The sequence below is a fragment of the Vibrio paucivorans genome (genome assembly GCF_054053395.1).
Map to the genome: position 1 here is coordinate 1596430 of NZ_CM133231.1, position 20250 is coordinate 1616679.

Sequence of the window (20250 nt, forward strand, 5' to 3'; positions counted from 1 at the left end):
TAATTAGACCGGTCGTCTAGTGTTGATTTCAAAAAATCCCGCCGTACTTCGGCGGGGCTTAGCGCTCTCATTAGTGGCCTATAGTGGCTTACCAATGAGCAGTTGTTTAGTGGTGTCCATTGTTTGCGACAGCGTAGACAAGTCATGGTTGAGCTTCTGGAGTAAGCTTGCACCGAGCCACATTTGGTAAAGTATTTGGGCGGTTACCTGGCTGTTGGCACTGCGGATAGAGCCGTCTTTAACGCCTGCTTCAATGCATGTCGCGATGATAGACACAATTTTAGCAGCACCTGTTTGCAATGCGCTGCGCATAGTGTCGGAAAGATCCGAGACTTCCGCACTGAGCTTCACAACTACACACTTGTTTGCATTACACACGCCATTTTCTACTTCCATCCAACGTGAAAAATAATCGGTGAGGCGCTCAAAGCCGTTGCCTTGTCCGTCAATCAGCAACGCGGTAATTCTAGCAAAGTACTGCTGGAAGTAATCCTGAATCATAGCCTCACCAAATTGCTCTTTCGACTTAAAGTAGTGGTAGAACGAGCCCTTAGGGACATCAGCGGCTTTAAGTAGTTCTGATAACCCAACACTGGTAAAGCCTTTTGATACGACCAATTGGTAGCCGACATCAAGGATGTGCTGTTTTGTGTCTTGCGGTTTTGTATTCATAAGCGCGACTATAAGCTAAATTAGACCAGTCGTCTAGTGGCGGAATAATCAAAATTTAGTTAGAGGTATCAGTGTCCTTGGGCGCACCCGCATCGCATTTTTTGCATCCCAGCTCAAAACCTAGCATTGAGCTACGGCCTTGCTGGCTCACGACCCATGGCCGGCAGATGAAAGGAGGCTGGTGGCGAACATGCTGAAAGTGGCCGCAGCGTAACTCTGCGACCCAGTCTTGCAGTTCATCGAGGTGATAACCGATGATTGGTTGCTTCATATTTAAGTTGGCTTTTCGCTGCGAACGAACAGGAAGTTAGGTTTGGTCGATAGGCGTTGATAGGTCTGCGCACATTTTTGCTTAAGCGCTTCAGACACCTTACCTTCGCTTAGGTGACTGATGACTAAGCCGTTTTCAGTCAATGCTTTGGTGATATCGACTAAAGGACGGCGGTAGAATACCACTTCAACGGGTTCGCCAAGGGTATTCCATGTGTCGACCACTCTTTCTATATCAAAGTAGTTGCCTGATTGCGAATACTCAAAATCGGCAAATGGGTGGTGAGTTGAAAATACAAATCGGCCACCTTTTTTCATCACTCGTGCGATATCCGCGAACAAGACCGAAACATCTTTTAGGTAGTGCAACATCAATGGGCAGATCACAACATCGTATTGGTTATCCAACTCTTTCGGCAGTCCAAGAAGTAAGTCCTGTTCATAGGCGTTGATCTAATTACTGAGCTTTTCCTTGGCAAGAGCGACCATCTCTTCAGAGGCATCAATACAAGTCACGTGGTCGGCGCCATTCTCTAGAAGAATTTGGGCATACACTCCGGAGCCACAGCCTAGGTCCAGCACTTTCAAGCCGGCAACATCACCCACTAATTCAAGCGTATTTGGTCTTTCAAAGTGCGCGTTATAAAGGTTGTCTTGGATAGCTAAATCGTATTGCTTAGCGTGAGTTGAATACATGGAAGATGACATAGTTCGGCCTCGGTTCGCTAAAGGGAGGCGGAGTTTATACTGTGTCGCTCCAATGGTAAACCTTGTTTGAAATAGAACGCGATAGCGTGTGAGTAATTAAGGCTGTAATGGAAGTTGATGATGTGGAGGAATTGTTTAGCCTGATACTGGCGGCGGTATCATGGCTGTTATTGTCGATAGAATCGCTCGGGTTTGCCGTTGGTGGCGGTTGGCAAACTAGAATCGAACGGTGAAATCGCCGATCACTTGGTTGTTTAGGTTGGTAATAAGTCCGGAATGAGTAGTTTCATCATACGCGAACTGTAAATTTAGGTCTGCAACGTGACCATGGGTGAGTACATTGCGCAGCAGAAAATCACTGTTGAGTTGGTGGGCGCGTGCACTCCACTGAGTGTTGGATTTAAAGATAGTAAAATCTATATTCATTTATGTCCTCTGTGAGTTTTTACTTTGTTGTCGCGGCTTTTATAAAACCAAAAACGATGTCGTCCTGTAGTACGAGACATGAGAGTTCCTCTAAGTTAAAAACAGCGCTACGAAAAAGTCGTAACACCTAGGTATGTAATAAAATTTAGGGTCGTTTAATGACGTATTTATTACGCTTGTAAGAAAAATTAGTGGCAGTAATGCAACAATACTATTGCAGCTAAGCGATATAGGTTATGTCGCGGTAATTGAAGGTAATGGGTTTCAGAAGAAAAGTGAGAGAGTCGAGCGAAGAGAGGTCGCGAACAGGCAGGGCCTGCTCGCGAAAATAAGCTGAGAGCTTATAGAGCTACAACGTTTGCAGCTTGAGGGCCTTTTTGGCCTTGCTCTACTTCGAAAGACACTTTTTGGCCTTCAGAAAGAGTTTTGAAACCTTCAGAAGCGATAGCACGGAAGTGTACGAATACGTCTGCGCCGCCGTTTTCTTGAGAAATGAAACCGAAGCCTTTCTCTTCGTTAAACCATTTTACAGTACCAGTTGTTTTGTTTGACATGTTGATGTCCCTTATAAGATTAAATTCATAAAACTTCGCTTAATGCGAATACACTGAATGCTGAATTATTTATTAGACGATGAAGCTAAGGGAGTTACAGAGGTTTACAACTTTAACGAAGGAATTCTGAAGTTTTGCTTTTACTTAATGTTTCTTAAATAACTCTGCTTACAGAGCGAGGGTGATACTACAGCAGTCCGAACCATTGTAAAGGATTATTTTTATAAACAACCACAAAGCAGTCCAAATGGGCTGCTTTGTGGGCTTCGCCTTAGTATAGACACTAGCTAAACTTGGTATTGCTTGGTGATTTTCTCGCAGATGGCTTCAGCGAGTTTATGGCTGGCAATGTTGCGGTCAATGATATGCTCCGCTACTTTCCCGCTTTCGACAACAGAGAACCAATCCAATAGCATGGCGTGAAAGCCTTTACTCGCCAGCATGGGCGTCCAGTCTTTGAGTGACAGCTTTTGCTCGGTGCTGTTATGCCAATGAGCACCTTCCATGAATGACCCAAATTGAAACGCTTGGTTTTCATAGCAGGCTGAAACTGTTTCGTTGGTCACGCCATACTGACGATTCATCGAAGCGTGTAATAGCGTGTTTCCCGCTTGCCATTGCACATCCAGTCTAGCTAGTTGGTCACCATGCATTTGATATGTGATGTACACGTCGTCGATGTTTGCCTGCGCATTGAGGTTGACGCTATCTAAGGGGTGAATAAAGTCGTCGAAGATAAACGTGCGAATGTCTCCTGGCAGAGCGTGGCGGTGTTTCTCCCAACGCAAAGAGAGCAACTGACCAATGCTACCTTTAGCCAACTCGGGAATGTGTTGGTTGTATAGAGGAATATGACGACGATTGAAACCTACGTACAGCGGTTGCTGGTGTAATGCCGCTAGCGCGTACAGGTGTTCGACTTCAGTCGCGGAATCCGCTAAAGGCTTATCAACGAAGGTCGGAATTCCATTTTTAAGGAAAAATGAGGCGATGCTGAAGTGTACTTTGGTGGCTGCATGAATCATGACGGCATCTACACCCAGTTTGAGCAACTGACGGTAATCGTCACAAACTTGGGGTACTCGGTACTGGCTGGCTAATTGCGACAGCGTCTGCTGATTGCGAGTACAGAATATAAGCTCAATACCAGGCTGTTGTGTGATGAACGGAAGGTAGGCTTTCTGAGCAATATCGCCTAATCCGATAATACCTATTTTCATTCTGACTCCTAGGATAGCTGACGATCGATTTCTTGTTGCAGTGTGTCGAGTTGATCGAGGATAGCGAGAAACTTTTCTCCAAACTCGGTCACTTCATACTCCACTCGAGGAGGGAGTTCGTTAAACACGTTTTTCTGCAATATCCCAAATTCGACGTTCTTTTTTAAGCATTGGTTGAGCACTTTAGTGCTCAAACCTTCAACACTGCGCACCATTTCGCCGGGGCGGTTGACGCCGTTTGCAAGCAATTGGTACACCGTTAATGACCATTTACAGCCATAGATGGTTTCGACCATACGTGCACTACTCTGTGGTGCCAGCTTTCTTGAAAAAAGTTTTTCTTTGTTATTCATAAAGATGTACCTAAAAGTACCTACCCTACTTATTTGTACTTACTATTCATAAGGTTAGCTTGGTTCTAAGGTTATCACGTAGACACTAACCGAGAGAACAAAAAATGACTTTTACTCAATCAGGTATCGCACTCATTATTGGTGGAACAAGTGGTATGGGCTTTGAAACGGCAATGCAGTTAGTATCAAACAATGTCCCAGTGATCATAGTAGGAAACAACGCTGACAAACTAGAGAATGCGCTAGAGGCACTAAATCGTGTGGGACAAGCCAGCGGTGTTCAGCTCAATCTATACAACTCTGAAGACGTCGACCGCTTTGTTAAGCAAGTCGCAACGTTACCCCAAGAGGTTGGCTACTTGGTCAATGCAGCAGGGTACTTTAGCCCTAAATCTTTTATCGATCATACTGATGAAGACTACGAGCGTTACCATACTCTGAATAAAGCGACATTTAAAATCACTCAGGCGGTGGCGCGTAGAATGATCGAAAACAAAGGTGGGCGGGTAGTGAACATAGGTTCTATGTGGGCGAAGCAAGCCATTAAAGCCACACCATCTTCTGCTTATTCGATGGCAAAAGCTGGGCTCCATGCGCTAACCCAACATATGGCGATGGAGCTGGCCGAATATGGTATTCGAGTGAACGCCGTTTCTCCTGCGGTTGTGAAAACCCCTATCTACGAATCTTTTATTGACCCGAAAGATTTGGATGAGGCTCTTGCGGGCTTTAATGACTTTCACCCGATTGGTAGAGTAGGGACACCAACGGATATCGCAAACAGTGTCAGCTTCTTATTGTCTGATCAAGCAAGCTGGGTTACCGGTGCGATATGGGATGTTGATGGTGGTGTGATCGCTGGAAGAAACTAGCGTTTATATCATGTTGTAATACACCACTAATTTCGAGGAGCAGAGCAATGCTTAACATGGATTTTTCACAGCGCATCGTGATTGAAACCGAGTCAATGGATTGGGTCGCCAGCCCGGCCTCTGGCGTGTGGCGCAAACCACTTGAGCGAGAGCAAAAAGAATCTGGGCACACCACTAGTGTGGTGAAATATGAGGCGGGATCGAGCTTTTCTTCCCACCCTCACCCTCATGGCGAAGAAATCTTTGTATTGGATGGCGTTTTTTCTGATGAAACTGGCGACTTTCCAGCGGGGACTTACTTACGAAATCCCCCTGGTAGTGCTCATGCTCCCTTCAGTAGTAAAGGGTGTACGATACTGGTTAAGCTCAACCAGTTTGATTCGCGAGATTTGGAACAGGTGCGCGTCGATACAAAGAACGCCGAATGGCTACCGGGAATAGGTGGGTTAATGGTGATGCCATTGCATGCGTTTGAGCACGAACATGTTGCCTTGGTTAAGTGGCCTAAGGGAGAGCGATTTCAGCCTCACCGACACTTTGGTGGCGAAGAGATTTTTGTGCTATCGGGAACATTCAAAGATGAACATGGTGATTATCCAGCAGGGAGCTGGATTCGCAGTCCACATATGAGTGAACATTTTCCATACGTTGAGGAAGAAACAATCATCTTGGTCAAAACGGGTCACTTACCCATAGCGTGACCGGAGTAGTAAAACGGTGAATCGGTTTCATCAGCCAGCGATGCTTTTTTGCGGCAAAGCCATAATCTTCGTAAAATCGAACAACGCTATTCGGTATAGAGTAGCGTTACCTTTTGATGTGTTTCTTTCAAATAAAAGATCACATCTAAACGGACGATTAAGGCAAGGATTCCGCTGTTTTCAATTTCTACCGTGAACAATACCGAAGTAACTACTATGACAACTGAAAAACAAAAGATGCTGGCTGGTGAACCTTATAACGCTTGGGATGAACAGCTTGTCGCAGAACGGGTAGCCTGTCGTGAAGTAATGCAAAAACTGAACAATAGCCTGCCTAATACCCCTGATTGGCGCAGTGCCATTGATGCTCTGATTCCTAATGCGCCGGATGCCTATTTAGAGCCGCCTTTTCGCTGTGACTATGGCTCGAATATTAAGCTAGGCAAAAACTTTTACGCTAACTTCAATTGCGTTGTATTAGATGTTGGCGAAGTGACGATTGGCGACAATGTAATGTTTGCTCCGAACGTTCAAATTTATGCTGCAGGCCATCCACTCGATGTGAAAGGGCGAGTCGTTGATGGTGTTGAATTCGGCAAATCCATTTCGATTGGCGACAACGTATGGCTAGGCGGTGGTGTGATTGTATGTCCAGGCGTTTCTATTGGAGAAAACACCGTCATTGGAGCTGGCAGTGTGGTGACCAAAGACATTCCAGCCAATGTGTTAGCTGCGGGCAATCCGTGTAAAGTGATAAAGCCGATCGAATAGTAAGTGTTTTAACTCACTTCAAACGCTTAAGGCAGCACGGATACTTGTTACCAGTATTTGTGCTGCTTTTTTGTATGTTCCATCGTTTCGTGGCGAACAGACTGCACTGTTTCACTTAGTGATTGTGCAGACTCAAGATGGTTTTTTGATACATTTTCGGCGTGAGGCCACTGATCCGTTTGAATGCTCGAGAGAAGTGAGCAATGTCCGAAAAACCCAGTTGGTTAGCGATATAGGTGATCGAATGATTCTCTTCCATCAATTGTATCGAGGTGGTGAGTATCAAATTATCTTTTAAGTAGCGAAAGCTTGTCTTTTCTTCTTTAAGCCGTCTTTGAAATGTTCGAGTTGTTATCTTAAGTAATTGAGCGGCGAACTCTAATGTCAAATTACGTTCTTTGACATAAGGGAGTAACGCTGTGAATACTTGATCAGTAAAACTCGAATGCCAATCAAGTAGCGGCTTTGTGATCATAGAATCGGAAGAAGTGACCATGATGGGGTGCGATAGAATGTCATCTTCGATGAGCCACTCGATACGATGGTTTCCAACAAAGTACTGAGTTGAAGAGCATACGACAGCCTTATATACGTCAGTATCGTCAGATTGGATTTTGATCTGCCTAGGCATCCAGTCGGATTTAGTGAGCGCACGGATCAGTTCAGTAATATAGACAACCGCCCAAACTTCAGACCAAAGAAAAGACTGACCGTGATCATACTGTCGCTGACACCAATACCATGACCGACCATGTGATTGCTCAATGCCCACATTCACGTTGGTCGAGTCGAGTGCAAACACCTTTTGAGTCAGCAGCAAGGCCTCTTGTACGGTCGCGCAACCAGAAAACTCCCCAATCAACCTAGGTAATGCTTTCCGACGTATCGCCGTGCGTATCAATTCCCCAAAGTGGGTGATGCCTAACTGATTTCCAAGCAGGTAAACCAACCGTTTAAACGGATCATGAGGCAAAAATTCTTGATCGAGCTCGAACAAATCGGCAGGGAGCCCCGACTCTTTGATGATTTGGTGTGGGTCTAGATGATACTCGCGGCATAGCTCAACTAAGATTCGGGCGTAACCAGATTTCATCAATTTACTAACAGGATCTTTGCTTCTAGCCATGTGTAATGAGGGCTTAAAAAGGTGTAATTGAATGATGTCAGCCTAGCATATTGGCGTAAAGTGGCAAATTTCAAATACTCAAAACACTACACTCTTACTTCTCAACGGTGACATTGTATCGTTCGCAGTGCGTCGCTAATTTGTTAATTTATATAGGAATTAACTTTTAAAAAGCGATAAAACATACTATACATTAATGGGTTGTATAGAACGTTATGCAGTCTGTTTAGGCGAAGGTTAGCCGAATATAGCGATACGAAGATTGAATCGTTGCGGATCCATTAATCACCAAACTTCGTAAAGTATTTAGATAAAGTAAAGGGATAGTTAATTGAGTAATTCAAATGAAAACTTAGAGAAAGCACTCTCAAAAGCGTTAACCACGTCATTGATACGTTTCTCTACCATCGCATTCATCGTCTTAGTGTGTTCATGGGCGTTTTTGCCATTTCTACCTATTCTTTTGTGGGCATTAGTCCTCGCGATAGCTCTCTATCCGGTACGCTTGTTTATCGAATCTAAAACGAAGTGGAGTGCGAGTCGCAGTTCAATAATGATAACCATAGTTGGTGTATTGATCTTAGGTGTGCCGACAGCCATGGTTGGAAATGCTTTTGCAACCAGCACGTTTGACGCTTACGACGCCTATCAGTCAGGGACTCTGGTTATCCCAGAACCTATGAAGTCTGTGCAAAGTTGGCCAATCATTGGTGAGAACTTGTACGGCGCTTGGAAAGAAGCCGCTCGCGATATTACAGGGTTTGTTGAGAAGCGTCAGCCTGAAATCAAAAGCTTGCTAGGGACATTGGTCGATACGGCAAGTGGGGCTGCAAAAACGGTGTTTCTTCTGATCGGTGCGATTATTATCGCGGGGATCATGCTTGCATGGGCGCAACCGGCTTCTCAATCCATTCGCCAGATTTTCGTTAGCTTTTCTGATGAAACCCGAGGTCCAGAACTTCATGGCCTGACAACAGCAACAATCAGACAGGTTGCCGTTGGCATCATTGGCATAGCATTTCTTACCGCTCTGGTATTTGGTGTCACAGTGGCGCTGGGAAAAGTGCCTGCAGCCCCTCTACTTACTGTAATTGCGTTGATCTTTGCGATTTGCCAAATCCCCGTCACATTGGTTGCGATCGTGGCTGCGGGGCTTTTATGGTCAGGTAACGATACCTCGACTCTACACAACAGCATATTTACGGTACTGATGATTGCCGCGAGTTTAACAGACAACTTCTTAAAACCGATGATTCTAGGGCGCGGGCTTGATGTTCCGATGGCTATAGTTTTGATTGGCGCGCTTGGAGGCATGATGTCGGGTGGCATCTTAGGGATGTTTATCGGAGCTGCGTTCCTTGCCGCTGGGTATCAAGTGTTCATGAAGTGGGTAGAGTCACAAAGTGAGCAAGTTGCTAAGACGCAAAGCGGCGAGTCGAGTTCGGTGAGCTCGGATAACGCTCAGCAACAAGAGCACTAATAGGCCTTTATGTTGAGCTGGCAGATTGCCAGCTTTTCATCAATATTTTTGGCGCGGACAACATATCCCTGCCAACCTTTCACTTCTTTTGGTCACCTTCGATTGAGCTACAAAAAGTATGAATAAATTTGTTCGGATTATTTCTGTTTTGGCATTGGTGGTATTTGCTTGGTATGTCATCGCAGACAGAACAACACCGTTTACTACGAATGCACGGGTAAAAGCCGTTGTGACGCCAATTATTCCAAGAGTTGAGGGAATGCTAATTGATGTACCAGCTGTGAACGCGCAAGCGGTGGAGGCAGGCGAACTCTTAGCTCGAATCGACCCTCGGCCATACGAATTGGTGCTTCAACGACGTCAGGCAGAACTTGAATCGGCCACCCAAGCTGCAGGGGCAAGTTCCGCTGAAGTAGAGCGCGCTCAAGCCCAGCTAGTTAGGGCTCAAGCAAAGCTGGATAATACACGTGTACAAGTTGCTCGAGTTCTTGAACTCGAGAGAAAAAGGCTCATTCCCAAGTCCAAAGGCGATGAAGCGAGGAGCTCACTGTCAGACGCGGAAGGAAATGTCAGCGTAGCTTTAGCTGAATTGAACAGTGCGCGTCAGCGACTGGGCAGTGAGGGGGCCGATAATCCTAAGGTGAGAGCCGCATTAACGAACTTGGCTACGGCGGAGCTAGATCTCGCCTTTACCGAACTGCTCGCTCCCTCACAAGGTGGTGTTGTGAACCTGAATGTTGCAGTGGGCGCTCAAGCTCAACTTGGTAAGCCATTAATGACTTTTATTGATGGCAGAAACATTTGGGTCGAAGCTTACATGACAGAAAACAATGTTGGTCACATTAAGCAAGGTGATCGAGTTGATGTGTTGTTAGACACTCATCCTGGCAGAGTGTTTGAAGGCCGTATTGAGAGTATTGTTTCTGCCGCCTATCAAGATGATCTCGGCGCGGATGGGCTGCCAAACCCGCAAGTCTCTACCAAATGGTTGCGCGACCCGCAAAGGTTTCCTGTGCGGATAGTGCTTCCCGAATTTCAATCTGCCGACACTACTGATGATGTAAAGCTGTACGTTAACGGGCAAGCTGATGTGATTGTGTATACGAGTGATAATTGGTTCATGAACACACTGGGTAACCTTTACATCAAACTCGCTTCAGTGTTGAGTTACGTCTACTAGAAGCCTTTATTATGATCAATGATCCCGATTTTAGGTATGGGCTTCGAGTAGCCATGACACCTTGGCTTGTCTTTGTATTCGGCATGCTCATAGATTGGCCACTATCGTTTGTCGGTGCCGTATTTACCAGTTTGTTTGTGCTAGGTAAGCAGCAAGTACCTGTGAAATATGCAGCAACCCTCATCATAGCGGCGTATGGGTATATGATTGCAGCATGGTTTGTCACCGGAGTTATACGACCTTATCCTGGCGCGATGCTACTTATAGTTATTGTTGCGGTAAGCTTATCGTATTATTTACTGGTCACCCGTAACGACATATTGATGGTCGTCATGGCTTTACTTGGTGCTCTGCTAATTCCGCTCCAAATGAAAAGTTCCCCAGAGACTGCTTGGGAACTTGCCATTTGGTTACCTCATAACTTGATGATTGCATGGCTGGTTAGTTACTTGATGTTTTCTTTGTTGCCCGCTGAGCCAAATGAGGCACCGCCTAGTAAAAAGGAAGCAGAGTATGATGCCAACAGACGCTGGCTCAGGCTATGCGTTGCATTTCTGCCCTTTGTTGGCTTCGCGTTTGTCACTGATAATGTCAGCGCCTTTACGCTTACTTATGTGTCAGTTCAACTGACCTTGTTTGCCGCCAGTCCGACCAATGGCCCCACTATGATAAAAGATGCGATGGTGGGAAACATAGTAGGCGGTGCTATGGCGGTCGCGATTTATGAAATAAGTGTTATTGCGCCTTTTCTGCCTCTTGTAATCGTGGTACTTCTGTTGGCCTACTTGATTTTAGCCAATAGGATGCTGAACGGTGATGGACTCGCGCCAACGGCATTGACGGCTTTAACTGTCGTGTGTGGTGTTTCACTCGGCCCACTTATGGATGACGCAGAAGGTAAGCTTGCTGTTCGATTAATGCAGATCGCAGCTTCGATGGGGTATATTTTCATCGCTATGCTGGCGGTAGATAAATGGCTTCCCGAGAAGCAAACCGTGTCTTAATCTGAACATGTAGAAAAAAAAACCGGCCATTGGCCGGTTATTACGTTTTGGTTACTGGGAGCTTCGGCGTTCAGCCACTTTCTCTTTTAACCTTTTACCATCAAATTTGCTTTTATGGTTCGGGGTACGATCTTTGTAGTTTTTGTGGCGTTGCTCTCTACGCTCAGTGCGACGTTTCTGTCCATCTGTACTACTTAAGTTTTGGGTTACTTTGAGTTTGAACTGCTCAACGGTTCCCGATTTTCCACCATTGCCTCCAGTTGGGATCACGGTGTAGACAGTGCCATCTTTGGTCACTATTGCGAGGTGACCATCTTTCTGGTTGTGAAATGCTTCTGCGTCGAAACCTGCCATTTTGAACATGTCGTTCAGAGCAGCAACTTGTTCGCTCGAATCAAGTTGTTTACCTTTCTTGACATGATCTCCCGCTTTAAATCCACGCTCCTGTTGGCGATAAGTGGCGTTTTTGCTGGCTGCTTTAGTCAACTTGGTCATGATCTGCTTTTCATTGAGTAGCTTGCCATTATTTTGGTTGAAGACTTGGATGTTTTCTTCATGAACAGACACATGCAAGTGAGTCATCCCGGCTTTACTGAAGATTCGATGCAATGCCAATGCTTGCTTTTCCGTATCGGTGATAACTATGCCACCAGGTGTTGTGTTGTTTTGCCAATGCTGCTTAGCCTTTTCCAAGATTTCATTCGCTAGGTCACGATCTCGAACTCCAGAAGGAATGCCTTGTAGATAACCATTGCCTTGCATTACTTCTAGCAAGGACTTGTTGCTGCCGCCGATCATTAGGCTGTCGAGAAGCGTGGCAAATTTTAGCTTGTTCTCATCGTCTTCAATATCATCATAGATGTCTGCAATACCGCGATAGTAGCTATTGACCTGCTGTTGCCATTGTTTTTCTCGGCCAGCTTGGACAATCAACTCGAGTTCTTTAGATGGGATCGGGTTTCCAAAACGATCGACGCCGTTAAACAAGTGCGGGTATGCATGTACGAACTCTTCGTTAGTCGCGAGTACCTTTAAGATGTTGTCTGTCGATATTTCATTTACCAACATCATCTTTAACGTCGCTATTTTTCCTTCTGGGGAATTAGCCATTGCAATCATTGCTTTGTAGCTTTCGAGTGACGCTGGGTTTATTGCCCCTGTCCACGATTTGATGGTTGCGATATTTTTTCCCCATATAACTGGAGCGATGATTGGTGCATTTTCATCATATGGTGGAAGAGGATCGACACCAAAACCAGGGTCAATAGGTTCTACAATGATATCAATCGGGTCGACTTTGATGCGTTCGTCACGACGTGCCTGGCGTTCTAGGTGCGCATCTTCTAGCACTTCCAGAATTTTGTTGGATTCTTTAAGTGGTTTTAGTGTGCCGTTTTTTGTCTGCCACATTAACTTGTCACCAACGACAACAACCGATCCATTCGATGAACTGTTGTTATTATTTACGTATTCTGTGAGAACTTGTGCTTGTTCCTCCAGTGTCATAGCTCTAAATGCGCCAAGTCCAATGGTTGGCATTTGCTCTTCTTCACCGATGGGTTCAACCCCGTAGCCAGGGTCGATAGGCTCGACGCCGTATCCCGGGTCGATAGGTTCAACCCCGTAACCAGGGTCGATGGGCTCGACGCCGTAGCCAGGGTCGATAGGCTCGACGCCGTAGCCCGGGTCGATGGGCTCGACGCCGTAGCCCGGGTCGATAGGCTCGACGCCGTAGCCCGGGTCGATAGGTTCGACGCCGTAGCCAGGGTCGATGGGCTCGACGCCATAGCCTGGATCGATAGGCTCAACGCCTAAATCAGGTAGTTGCGGAGTTACAGATGGAGGCTTAGGTGATACTGGGATTGGGACAATGGGACTGCCGACCGAGTTCCTGTCATTCTCATAGTTTGGAAACGGGGTATCTATAATGACTTGCACGATATCTTGTTGGATACCCGCTGCGGTCGGAGCAAATTCCATACATAAATCGAAATCGTAGATACCATTGCATGATTCTGCGTTTGCGACTTTGATTAAGCGAGCCCCTTCAGGTATCGAGTTGATGAACACTACTTTTTCGAGAAACTCACTATAAGGTTTTCCAAACACCTCTCGTGACAGATCTGCTTCACTATAGTTATCTAGTCTATCTTGGGCGACTTGAGAGCGCATTGTAGAGTTGGCTAACGCACCTTGTGAAATTGCGCTAAGCATCAGTACTGATAGCAGTGTTCTTTTCATATTGATTCCATATAGTTACTCGCTGATTTATACGGGGTATTGTTCTATATAATTTAATGGTATTCAATACCGTATGTGAAGAGTGTTTGGGTTATGTTTCATAAATGAGAAATATTGCATTCTCATACATTATGGGGATTGTTGGTGATAGGGTGCAGTTTTACGATGTTAAAAGTGCCGCTGTAGCGCAAAAATGTCAGCGGTAAGCTCTTACCTAAAGCATATCAATTAATAATGCTGTTGATTTACGTTGATGGAATGAGGTAATAAAACCGGAAATCCTAAATCTGACAATAACTGCTCTCAAAGATAGGTATGAAAATATAACTATCATACAGTTATATTCTCATTCCCTATAAATTAACTCCTTATATTTACATAGCTGGTAAATATATTTATTTTCATGGTTTGGTTTATTATTTATAGCTGATTAATAATATTTATTGATGGAAGTTGTAGTTATTGGTTTGGGCGTGTTTATCGTTATTTTTCAGGGTTGATTGGATATTTAACCTCTAAAAAATAACGATAGAAGGGTATTTATTGCAACATGCCAGAGTGAACTTGCAGGCCTGTTTCTGTCAGCGAGTAAACTCGGCCTTCTTCTTTTTCGACCAGCCCACTGTTCACGAGTTGCTTCAAGTGAAAGTTAAATTTTGTGTGGTCTTCAACCCCGACTACCCGGCATAGGTCCATAAATTTCATTTTGCGGTGAATTTTAAGCTGCTTAATCACCGTGCGTCGAATTGGGTTCGACAAAGCGGAAAAGATGAGATCGTTGTTTCGTTCTTGTTTTGGTGTTTTGGGTGAACGTTCCGCATGGACTCTTTTCAAGGTTACGGACAAGGTTGCGAGGTTGAAAGGTTTGGTGAGAAATTCATCCGCACCTTTTTTCATGGCATCGACTGCAACATCAACCGTTGCAAACGCAGTAGTAATGACAATACCGATATTAGGGTGAAGCCTTCTAAGACTTCTCAATGCTTCAATGCCTGTTATGCCTGGCATTACGACATCGAACAATGCGAGGTCGAAGTGCTCATCCATTGCCGTATCTAGGGCGTCTTCGGCATTATCAAATGCCGATACAGAAAAAGACTCGAGTTCAAGTGCTTCAATGAGTACTTCGCGAAGCGCTTTATCATCTTCTGCAAGAAGAAGTTTTAATGTCATTCGATGTTCCTTGGTAAGCGAATTTCCACAGTCAATCCGGTGATGTCATCGCTTTTCTTTGTGTTACGTAAACTGAGTGTCCCACCATGCTGCATGATAATTTGGTTGCTGATAGCGAGCCCCATTCCGGTTCCTTCACCACGGGCTTTGGTGGTGTAAAACGGTGTTTTCACTTGCTCCAGTTTGTCCTCATCAATGCCGATTCCCCAGTCAGATATTGAGATTATCGCAATAAGCTTGTTTTGATGAGTTTCGATATACAGTTGCTTGTGCTGTATACTGGCGTCGATCGCATTGCTGATCACATTAGTGAGTACTTCTTCAAGCTGCCCTGCATCGCCAATAACACTTAAACGGTCATCTAGGCTCAGCCCTACCTGAAAAGGTTCTAAGCGGAACTGATTGAGTGATAATGCAGATTCGATCAATGTGGTGAGTGGGACTACGTCACGCTTGATGGCTCTATGGTGCGCGTAATTGAGTACTTCATGGCTGATTTCTGCTGAACGTTCTAACCCCTGTCTAATGCGGCTCAAATGGCGTTGACTGCTTTCATCGAGTGGAAGTCGCTGCTCAAGTAGATCGCAGCTCATCATTGCACTACTCAGCGGCGTTTTAATCTCGTGGGCGACGGCGGATGTCAGCTCTCCCAGCTCTTTGAGTTTGGCGTCTTGAAGGTTCTGTTGAATACTCGATTCAAGCTGATTGTTTCTTTCGTGATCGAAGACTCGCAGTGCAAACATGAGTGCAATTAAGATGGCCGCGGCACATGCTGTGCGCAGTAGCAATACCCACATACCGTAATCCGTTAATAGCACGCCAGCACTGAACCCATAACTGATGAGTGCAAGGCCGGTAAGTTTGAATGGCATTGAGGCGCCATGGCCTTCTTTTTCCAAAATATTGGCGAAACTGATCATCGCAAATCCCGACAGTGCCCCAGCGCCTAAACCAAAAATCCAACGGATGTGATTGGCGGTATTGTTGAGGTAAACCAAATAGGCGCTAGTGTCGAACCGATAGAACAAGCTCAGAGTAAATAAGGTCACTACGCAGATGCTGAGCCACTTAATCTGTTTGGTAAAGCGCCATTGTGTGAGATCCAGCATCTTCCAAGCAAATGCCCCTAACGCTATGAAAGAGAACCAAAGTTTGAACACTTTGAAGGTTTGCATTTGCGTCGACAGTGGGAAGTCTTCTTCATAGAGCACTAAATACAGTTCTGACCATTCGTGAAAGCCATGGATGAGGCCAAATACTGCTAGGGTGGGCAGAGCTGAGGCAATGGCTATTCGGCTTTTCTTGAGATCTCGAAACAGGATCGCAAAGAAGATGGCAAAAAATGCCAACCCATATAGTAGGTAAACTTTAAAGATTAATAGCATGTCCATTCTGTGAGTGTAATTGACCAGATTTACTTCATCAATACTTAACATCAAAGGAATAGCTTGGGTTGGAATAGTTTTTCATACTTAGATATTTATTATTAAAAATACATCTGTGAAGTTTTCTTATCAGAATTGAAATTACTTATATAATTGTTATTCACTAGTGGTGGTTTTAAGTATAGGTTTAATAAATCTGTCATATTGAATTTCTAATCTCCGAACCGTTGATTGGTCGCACCGATCAGCAGTTGAATTTATTTCAATACCTTTAGTTTTACTTGAACACTAAAACTATCCGGGTCAATTAAATATTGTATTTAATTGACCCAAACTTTTGCTTAATTATATCGGAGATATATTGTGAAATTCTTCAAATCAGCTCTAGTGACTTCCGTTCTTGCAGTAGCTTCCTTTGGCGCTGCTGCCAACACGACGATTAACGGTGCTGGTGCGACATTCCCACACCCTATTTACGCAAAGTGGGCTGAGCAATACCAAAAGGAAACGGGCGTTCAGATTAACTACCAAGCGATCGGTTCTGGCGGTGGTATCCGTCAAATCACGGCGAAAACAGTCGATTTCGGTGCTACTGATGCGCCTTTAACGATTGAAGAGCTAAACAAAGAGGGAATGATTCAGTTTCCTATGGTAATGGGCTCAATTGTCCCTGTCGTGAATATTCCGGGCATTTCGGCTGGCGATCTAAAACTGACAGGTAAAGTGCTAGCAGATATCTACCTAGGCAACATCAAAAACTGGAACGATCCGGCAATTGCTGAGCTTAACCAAGGTGTTGAGCTGCCAAGCCAACCAATTTACGTTGTTCACCGCTCTGATGGTTCAGGCACAACGTACAACTTCACCGATTATTTAGATCAAGTGAGCACGGAGTGGAGCGAGAACATTGGTGTTGGTAAAGATATTACTTGGCCACGTAAAGCGACCACTATTGGCGGTAACGGTAACGCAGGCGTAGCAAACTTTGTGACTCGCACACGCGGTGCAATCGGCTACGTAGAGTATGCGTTCGCTAAGCAGAATGATTTGGCTTATACCCAACTGCAAAGCCGCGATGGTGAGTTCCTAATGCCGACGATGGCGAGTTTCCAAGCTGCCGCTGCAAATGCGGATTGGGACAATGCGCCTGGCTACCACTTACTGTTAAACAACCAACCTGGTGCAAACTCTTGGCCGATGACTGCAGCAACATTCATCTTGATGCACAAAGATCAAGCGAATGCCGACAAGGCAAAAGAGATCATCAAGTTCTTCGAGTGGAGCTACACCCAAGGTGAGCTAGCAGAAGAGTTAGATTACATTCCAATGCCAAGCAAAGTCGTGAATATGGTGAACGACACGTGGAAGCAAGGTCTTCAGACTAACGGCCAGTCGGTGATTAACTAACTTGATGCACCCCACGCCTCTGCTTAAAGGCAGAGGCGTAGGATTCACTGCATATGATTCAACGCTTATGACAACACTAACTATTCAAAACAAGGTGAACGGCGACTCAGTTTTTAACAAGCTGAGCTTTACCAGCGCCTTGCTTATTTTCGTTACTTTAATCGGTATCGTTCTTTCTCTTATCGAAGGCGGCTGGCCTGCGTTTAAAGAGTTTGGCCCGGGATTTGTGTTCCAAAATGTTTGGGATCCAATTGGTGGGCAATTCGGAGCTGCCTCGGCCATTTATGGCACGTTGGTTACTTCATTCATCGCTATTGTTATTGCAACACCTATTGCATTGGGTACTGCCATTTTCCTTGCTGAACTGACACCGAAATGGATCAGTATTCCAGTGAGTAAAGCCATCGAGTTACTGGCGGCTGTGCCAAGCATTATTTATGGCATGTGGGGCCTGTTTGTTTTCTCACCTTGGTTCTCTGAAGGCTTTCAGATGTGGGCGAGTGCTAACCTAGTCGGCATCCCTGTTATTGGCCCTTGGTTTGATGGGCCACCAATAGGCATTGGGCTACTTACGGCCGGTATCATTTTATCTTTCATGATCTTGCCAATTATGACGTCACTAACGCGAGACGCTCTGAAATCCGTTCCGAACGTATTGCGTGAAGCCGCTTATGGTACGGGGGCAACTCCATTTGAGGTCATTACTAAAGTACTGCTACCTAAAGTGAAAAACGCTACAGTGAGTGCCGGCATTTTAGGGTTAGGTCGAGCATTAGGTGAAACCATGGCAGTCGCTTTTGTGATTGGTGGTGCGAACCGAATTGAAACCTCGTTCTTTATGCCTGCAAGCTCGATTTCTTCAACCATTGCTCAGCAATTTAACGAAGCTACCGACCCAATTCATATTGCGTCTTTGATTGGACTAGGTGTGGTGCTGTTTATTATCACTTTCTTTGTCATGGGCTTCGCTCGACGTTTACTAAGGAAGTCATCATGAAACTTCGTAAACTAAAAAATCAGCTGTTTTTATCTTTTTGCACCTTATCGGCCGGATTCGGTGTGTTTGTCCTAGCATGCATTCTTTACACGCTGGTGGGCGAAGGGGTGAAAGGCCTTAGCTGGTCGATTTTTACTGAAATGACACCAGGCCCAGGTAGTGAAGGGGGGCTGAAAAACGCTATTTATGGCAGCTTAAAACTCACTGCGCTGGGGATTTTGATCGCATCGCCGATTGGTATTTTAGCAGGTACTTGGCTGGCTGAAGCAGACAAAGACAACAAGATTGCAGAATCACTTCGATTCCTAAACGGCATGCTGATGAGTGCGCCATCGATTTTGGTTGGTTTGTTCGTTTACGCAATCATTGTAGTGCCAACTGGTGGTTACTCGGGTTGGGCCGGTGCGATTGCACTATCTGTACTCGCTCTGCCTGTTATTGTGGCTTCAACTGAAGAGATGCTGCGCCTAGTTCCTTCTACGTTGAAAGAAGCGGGGAGTGGCGTCGGTGCACCCAAATGGCGCGTCATTACTCAGCTCAGTTACCGCGCTGCCGCGCCTGGGATAGTGACCGCGATATTGCTCTCTATGGCACGTATTTCCGGAGAAACCGCTCCGCTGTTATTTACTGCGCTTAACAGCAGTTTTATGACAACAGATATGAGTAAGCCAATGGCGAACTTACCTGTGACAATTTATCAGTTTGCGATGAGCCCATACACTTCTTGGCAAGAGTTGGCTTGGGCTGGTGCATTGATTATTACCACCTTTATTTTATTCGTGAACGTTTTGGCGACGGCGTTGCCGCAGATTTTAAAAGCGAGAAAAGCATGAATACGGCAGTCATCAACGACTTAAATGGACAAGCTATGAATACACTAGCAAATGATGCGCTTTCAACACAGGATGTTGTCGCAGACCCGAAACTACGAATGGATATTCAAGGGCTTAACTTTTACTACCAAAAAGGTGGTGAAGCGGCGCTTAAACAGGTGTCGATGCCAATTTACAAAAACCGTGTAACGGCGCTGATTGGGCCTTCAGGGTGCGGTAAATCGACGTTGCTTCGTACCATGAATCGCATCTACAACTTATACGGCAGTCAGTTCGCAGAAGGAGAGATCTTGCTCGATGGAGAAAGTATTTTCTCAGACACTGATGTCAATGAGCTGCGTTCTAAAGTCGGCATGGTATTCCAAAAGCCAACACCATTTCCAATGTCGATTTACGACAACATGGCATTTGGGCTGAAAATCCAAGGTGAGTTGTCGAAGAAAGAGATCGAGCAGCGCATTGAGTCAGCGTTGAAGCGTGCTCACCTATGGGAAGAAGTGAAAGATAAACTACACGCCGATGCGAATGGGTTATCTGGTGGACAACAGCAACGCTTGTGTATTGCTCGTACTATCGCATTAGAGCCTGAAGTGATATTGATGGACGAACCGACATCTGCACTAGACCCAATTGCAACGGCCGCAATCGAAACGTTAATTACTGAGCTGCGTGAGAAATTCACCATTGTTATCGTTACCCACAACATGCAGCAAGCAATGCGAATCTCCGATTACACAGGGTTTATGTATTTAGGCAAACTGGAAGAGTTTGGCACGACTGACCAAATTTTCCATTCCCCTGCGAATGACAGAACTCAGCATTACATCAGTGGCGACTTTGGCTAATCGCTAGTTTCCGCTAACGTAATTCAAACTGA

Annotated in this window: 20 protein-coding genes and 1 pseudogene; 10 read left to right on the forward strand and 11 right to left on the reverse strand. The window is 45.3% G+C overall.

Translation table 11 applies throughout. The features are described from left to right. Positions 1-78: 78 nt before the first annotated feature. The 7 genes and pseudogenes from ACXABW_RS22635 to ACXABW_RS22665 all read right to left on the reverse strand — a co-directional run bounded on the left by ACXABW_RS22635 (position 79) and on the right by ACXABW_RS22665 (position 4203). The gene (locus tag ACXABW_RS22635) at positions 79-672 is read right to left on the reverse strand and encodes a TetR/AcrR family transcriptional regulator (RefSeq protein WP_457525662.1); all 594 of its coding nucleotides are present in this window, start codon (positions 670-672) and stop codon (positions 79-81) included. Between the two features lie 55 nt (positions 673-727). Then, the gene (locus tag ACXABW_RS22640; protein WP_457525664.1) at positions 728-943 is read right to left on the reverse strand and encodes a DUF3565 domain-containing protein; all 216 of its coding nucleotides are present in this window, start codon (positions 941-943) and stop codon (positions 728-730) included. 2 nt (positions 944-945) lie between these two features. Further along, a pseudogene (locus ACXABW_RS22645) lies at positions 946-1650 on the reverse strand (class I SAM-dependent DNA methyltransferase). Positions 1651-1866: 216 nt separating this feature from the next. Further along, on the reverse strand, positions 1867-2076 hold the full coding sequence (locus ACXABW_RS22650; RefSeq protein WP_457525666.1) for a hypothetical protein: 210 nt from the start codon (positions 2074-2076) through the stop codon (positions 1867-1869). 341 nt (positions 2077-2417) lie between these two features. Next, positions 2418-2630, reverse strand: coding sequence for a transcription antiterminator/RNA stability regulator CspE (cspE, locus tag ACXABW_RS22655; protein ID WP_252033299.1), 213 nt, complete (start codon positions 2628-2630; stop codon positions 2418-2420). A 287-nt stretch (positions 2631-2917) separates the two neighbouring features. Continuing rightward, positions 2918-3850 carry a Gfo/Idh/MocA family protein gene (locus ACXABW_RS22660; RefSeq protein WP_457525668.1) on the reverse strand — a complete coding sequence of 311 codons (933 nt, stop codon included), beginning with the start codon at positions 3848-3850 and terminating at the stop codon, positions 2918-2920. 8 nt (positions 3851-3858) lie between these two features. Next, positions 3859-4203 carry a winged helix-turn-helix transcriptional regulator gene (locus ACXABW_RS22665; RefSeq protein WP_457525670.1) on the reverse strand — a complete coding sequence of 115 codons (345 nt, stop codon included), beginning with the start codon at positions 4201-4203 and terminating at the stop codon, positions 3859-3861. A 104-nt stretch (positions 4204-4307) separates the two neighbouring features. On the opposite strand from ACXABW_RS22665, the gene ACXABW_RS22670 reads away from it, so the two are divergent. The 3 genes from ACXABW_RS22670 (at position 4308) to ACXABW_RS22680 (ending at position 6547) form a co-directional block, all read left to right on the forward strand. Next, positions 4308-5075, forward strand: coding sequence for an SDR family NAD(P)-dependent oxidoreductase (locus ACXABW_RS22670; RefSeq protein WP_457525672.1), 768 nt, complete (start codon positions 4308-4310; stop codon positions 5073-5075). A 47-nt stretch (positions 5076-5122) separates the two neighbouring features. After that, entirely contained in the window at positions 5123-5776 is a 654-nt protein-coding gene (locus ACXABW_RS22675) for a cupin domain-containing protein (protein WP_457525673.1), read from the forward strand. A 216-nt stretch (positions 5777-5992) separates the two neighbouring features. Next, positions 5993-6547 (forward strand): sugar O-acetyltransferase, encoded by a 555-nt coding sequence (locus ACXABW_RS22680; RefSeq protein WP_457525675.1) that lies wholly within the window; start codon positions 5993-5995, stop codon positions 6545-6547. Between the two features lie 115 nt (positions 6548-6662). Here the strand turns inward: ACXABW_RS22680 and ACXABW_RS22685 are convergent, their stop codons facing one another. Next, positions 6663-7640 carry a helix-turn-helix domain-containing protein gene (locus ACXABW_RS22685; RefSeq protein WP_457525677.1) on the reverse strand — a complete coding sequence of 326 codons (978 nt, stop codon included), beginning with the start codon at positions 7638-7640 and terminating at the stop codon, positions 6663-6665. Between the two features lie 364 nt (positions 7641-8004). Between ACXABW_RS22685 and ACXABW_RS22690 the strand changes: the two genes are divergently transcribed. The 3 genes from ACXABW_RS22690 to ACXABW_RS22700 all read left to right on the forward strand — a co-directional run bounded on the left by ACXABW_RS22690 (position 8005) and on the right by ACXABW_RS22700 (position 11337). After that, entirely contained in the window at positions 8005-9153 is a 1149-nt protein-coding gene (locus ACXABW_RS22690; RefSeq protein WP_457525679.1) for an AI-2E family transporter, read from the forward strand. Positions 9154-9271: 118 nt separating this feature from the next. Continuing rightward, on the forward strand, positions 9272-10333 hold the full coding sequence (locus ACXABW_RS22695) for an HlyD family secretion protein (RefSeq protein ID WP_457525681.1): 1062 nt from the start codon (positions 9272-9274) through the stop codon (positions 10331-10333). A gap of 53 nt (positions 10334-10386) precedes the next feature. Continuing rightward, positions 10387-11337, forward strand: coding sequence for a DUF2955 domain-containing protein (locus ACXABW_RS22700; protein WP_457525683.1), 951 nt, complete (start codon positions 10387-10389; stop codon positions 11335-11337). A 51-nt stretch (positions 11338-11388) separates the two neighbouring features. Here the strand turns inward: ACXABW_RS22700 and ACXABW_RS22705 are convergent, their stop codons facing one another. The 3 genes from ACXABW_RS22705 to ACXABW_RS22715 all read right to left on the reverse strand — a co-directional run bounded on the left by ACXABW_RS22705 (position 11389) and on the right by ACXABW_RS22715 (position 16142). Then, entirely contained in the window at positions 11389-13578 is a 2190-nt protein-coding gene (locus ACXABW_RS22705; RefSeq protein ID WP_457525685.1) for a hypothetical protein, read from the reverse strand. A gap of 540 nt (positions 13579-14118) precedes the next feature. Continuing rightward, the gene (locus ACXABW_RS22710) at positions 14119-14751 is read right to left on the reverse strand and encodes a response regulator (protein WP_252033313.1); all 633 of its coding nucleotides are present in this window, start codon (positions 14749-14751) and stop codon (positions 14119-14121) included. Continuing rightward, complete coding sequence (locus ACXABW_RS22715) at positions 14748-16142, reverse strand: sensor histidine kinase (RefSeq protein WP_457527181.1); 1395 nt, start codon at positions 16140-16142, stop codon at positions 14748-14750. Before ACXABW_RS22715 ends, ACXABW_RS22710 begins: the two co-directional genes overlap by 4 nt. A gap of 357 nt (positions 16143-16499) precedes the next feature. Between ACXABW_RS22715 and pstS the strand changes: the two genes are divergently transcribed. From pstS to pstB, 4 genes are all read left to right on the forward strand, one after another. Then, positions 16500-17543: a phosphate ABC transporter substrate-binding protein PstS gene (gene pstS / locus ACXABW_RS22720; protein WP_457525688.1), complete on the forward strand. Its 1044-nt coding sequence runs from the start codon at positions 16500-16502 to the stop codon at positions 17541-17543. Between the two features lie 67 nt (positions 17544-17610). Next, positions 17611-18540 carry a phosphate ABC transporter permease subunit PstC gene (pstC, locus tag ACXABW_RS22725; RefSeq protein WP_265689199.1) on the forward strand — a complete coding sequence of 310 codons (930 nt, stop codon included), beginning with the start codon at positions 17611-17613 and terminating at the stop codon, positions 18538-18540. Then, on the forward strand, positions 18537-19373 hold the full coding sequence (gene pstA, locus ACXABW_RS22730) for a phosphate ABC transporter permease PstA (protein WP_457525690.1): 837 nt from the start codon (positions 18537-18539) through the stop codon (positions 19371-19373). Before pstC ends, pstA begins: the two co-directional genes overlap by 4 nt. Then, a complete protein-coding gene (pstB, locus tag ACXABW_RS22735; RefSeq protein ID WP_457525692.1) occupies positions 19370-20218 on the forward strand; it encodes a phosphate ABC transporter ATP-binding protein PstB in 849 nt (282 codons plus the stop codon). Before pstA ends, pstB begins: the two co-directional genes overlap by 4 nt. The last annotated feature ends 32 nt before the right edge of the window (positions 20219-20250 follow it).

Coding starts and splice junctions, on each gene's coding strand:
- ACXABW_RS22715 (WP_457527181.1), bottom strand. CDS start 16,142: ATGGACATGCTATTAATCTTTAAAGTTTACCTACTATATGGGTTGGCA.
- ACXABW_RS22640 (WP_457525664.1), bottom strand. CDS start 943: ATGAAGCAACCAATCATCGGTTATCACCTCGATGAACTGCAAGACTGG.
- ACXABW_RS22675 (WP_457525673.1), top strand. CDS start 5,123: ATGCTTAACATGGATTTTTCACAGCGCATCGTGATTGAAACCGAGTCA.
- ACXABW_RS22680 (WP_457525675.1), top strand. CDS start 5,993: ATGACAACTGAAAAACAAAAGATGCTGGCTGGTGAACCTTATAACGCT.
- ACXABW_RS22685 (WP_457525677.1), bottom strand. CDS start 7,640: ATGAAATCTGGTTACGCCCGAATCTTAGTTGAGCTATGCCGCGAGTAT.
- ACXABW_RS22665 (WP_457525670.1), bottom strand. CDS start 4,203: ATGAATAACAAAGAAAAACTTTTTTCAAGAAAGCTGGCACCACAGAGT.
- cspE (WP_252033299.1), bottom strand. CDS start 2,630: ATGTCAAACAAAACAACTGGTACTGTAAAATGGTTTAACGAAGAGAAA.
- ACXABW_RS22700 (WP_457525683.1), top strand. CDS start 10,387: ATGACACCTTGGCTTGTCTTTGTATTCGGCATGCTCATAGATTGGCCA.
- ACXABW_RS22635 (WP_457525662.1), bottom strand. CDS start 672: ATGAATACAAAACCGCAAGACACAAAACAGCACATCCTTGATGTCGGC.
- ACXABW_RS22670 (WP_457525672.1), top strand. CDS start 4,308: ATGACTTTTACTCAATCAGGTATCGCACTCATTATTGGTGGAACAAGT.
- ACXABW_RS22650 (WP_457525666.1), bottom strand. CDS start 2,076: ATGAATATAGATTTTACTATCTTTAAATCCAACACTCAGTGGAGTGCA.
- ACXABW_RS22705 (WP_457525685.1), bottom strand. CDS start 13,578: ATGAAAAGAACACTGCTATCAGTACTGATGCTTAGCGCAATTTCACAA.
- ACXABW_RS22710 (WP_252033313.1), bottom strand. CDS start 14,751: ATGACATTAAAACTTCTTCTTGCAGAAGATGATAAAGCGCTTCGCGAA.
- pstA (WP_457525690.1), top strand. CDS start 18,537: ATGAAACTTCGTAAACTAAAAAATCAGCTGTTTTTATCTTTTTGCACC.
- ACXABW_RS22660 (WP_457525668.1), bottom strand. CDS start 3,850: ATGAAAATAGGTATTATCGGATTAGGCGATATTGCTCAGAAAGCCTAC.
- ACXABW_RS22695 (WP_457525681.1), top strand. CDS start 9,272: ATGAATAAATTTGTTCGGATTATTTCTGTTTTGGCATTGGTGGTATTT.
- pstC (WP_265689199.1), top strand. CDS start 17,611: ATGACAACACTAACTATTCAAAACAAGGTGAACGGCGACTCAGTTTTT.
- pstB (WP_457525692.1), top strand. CDS start 19,370: ATGAATACGGCAGTCATCAACGACTTAAATGGACAAGCTATGAATACA.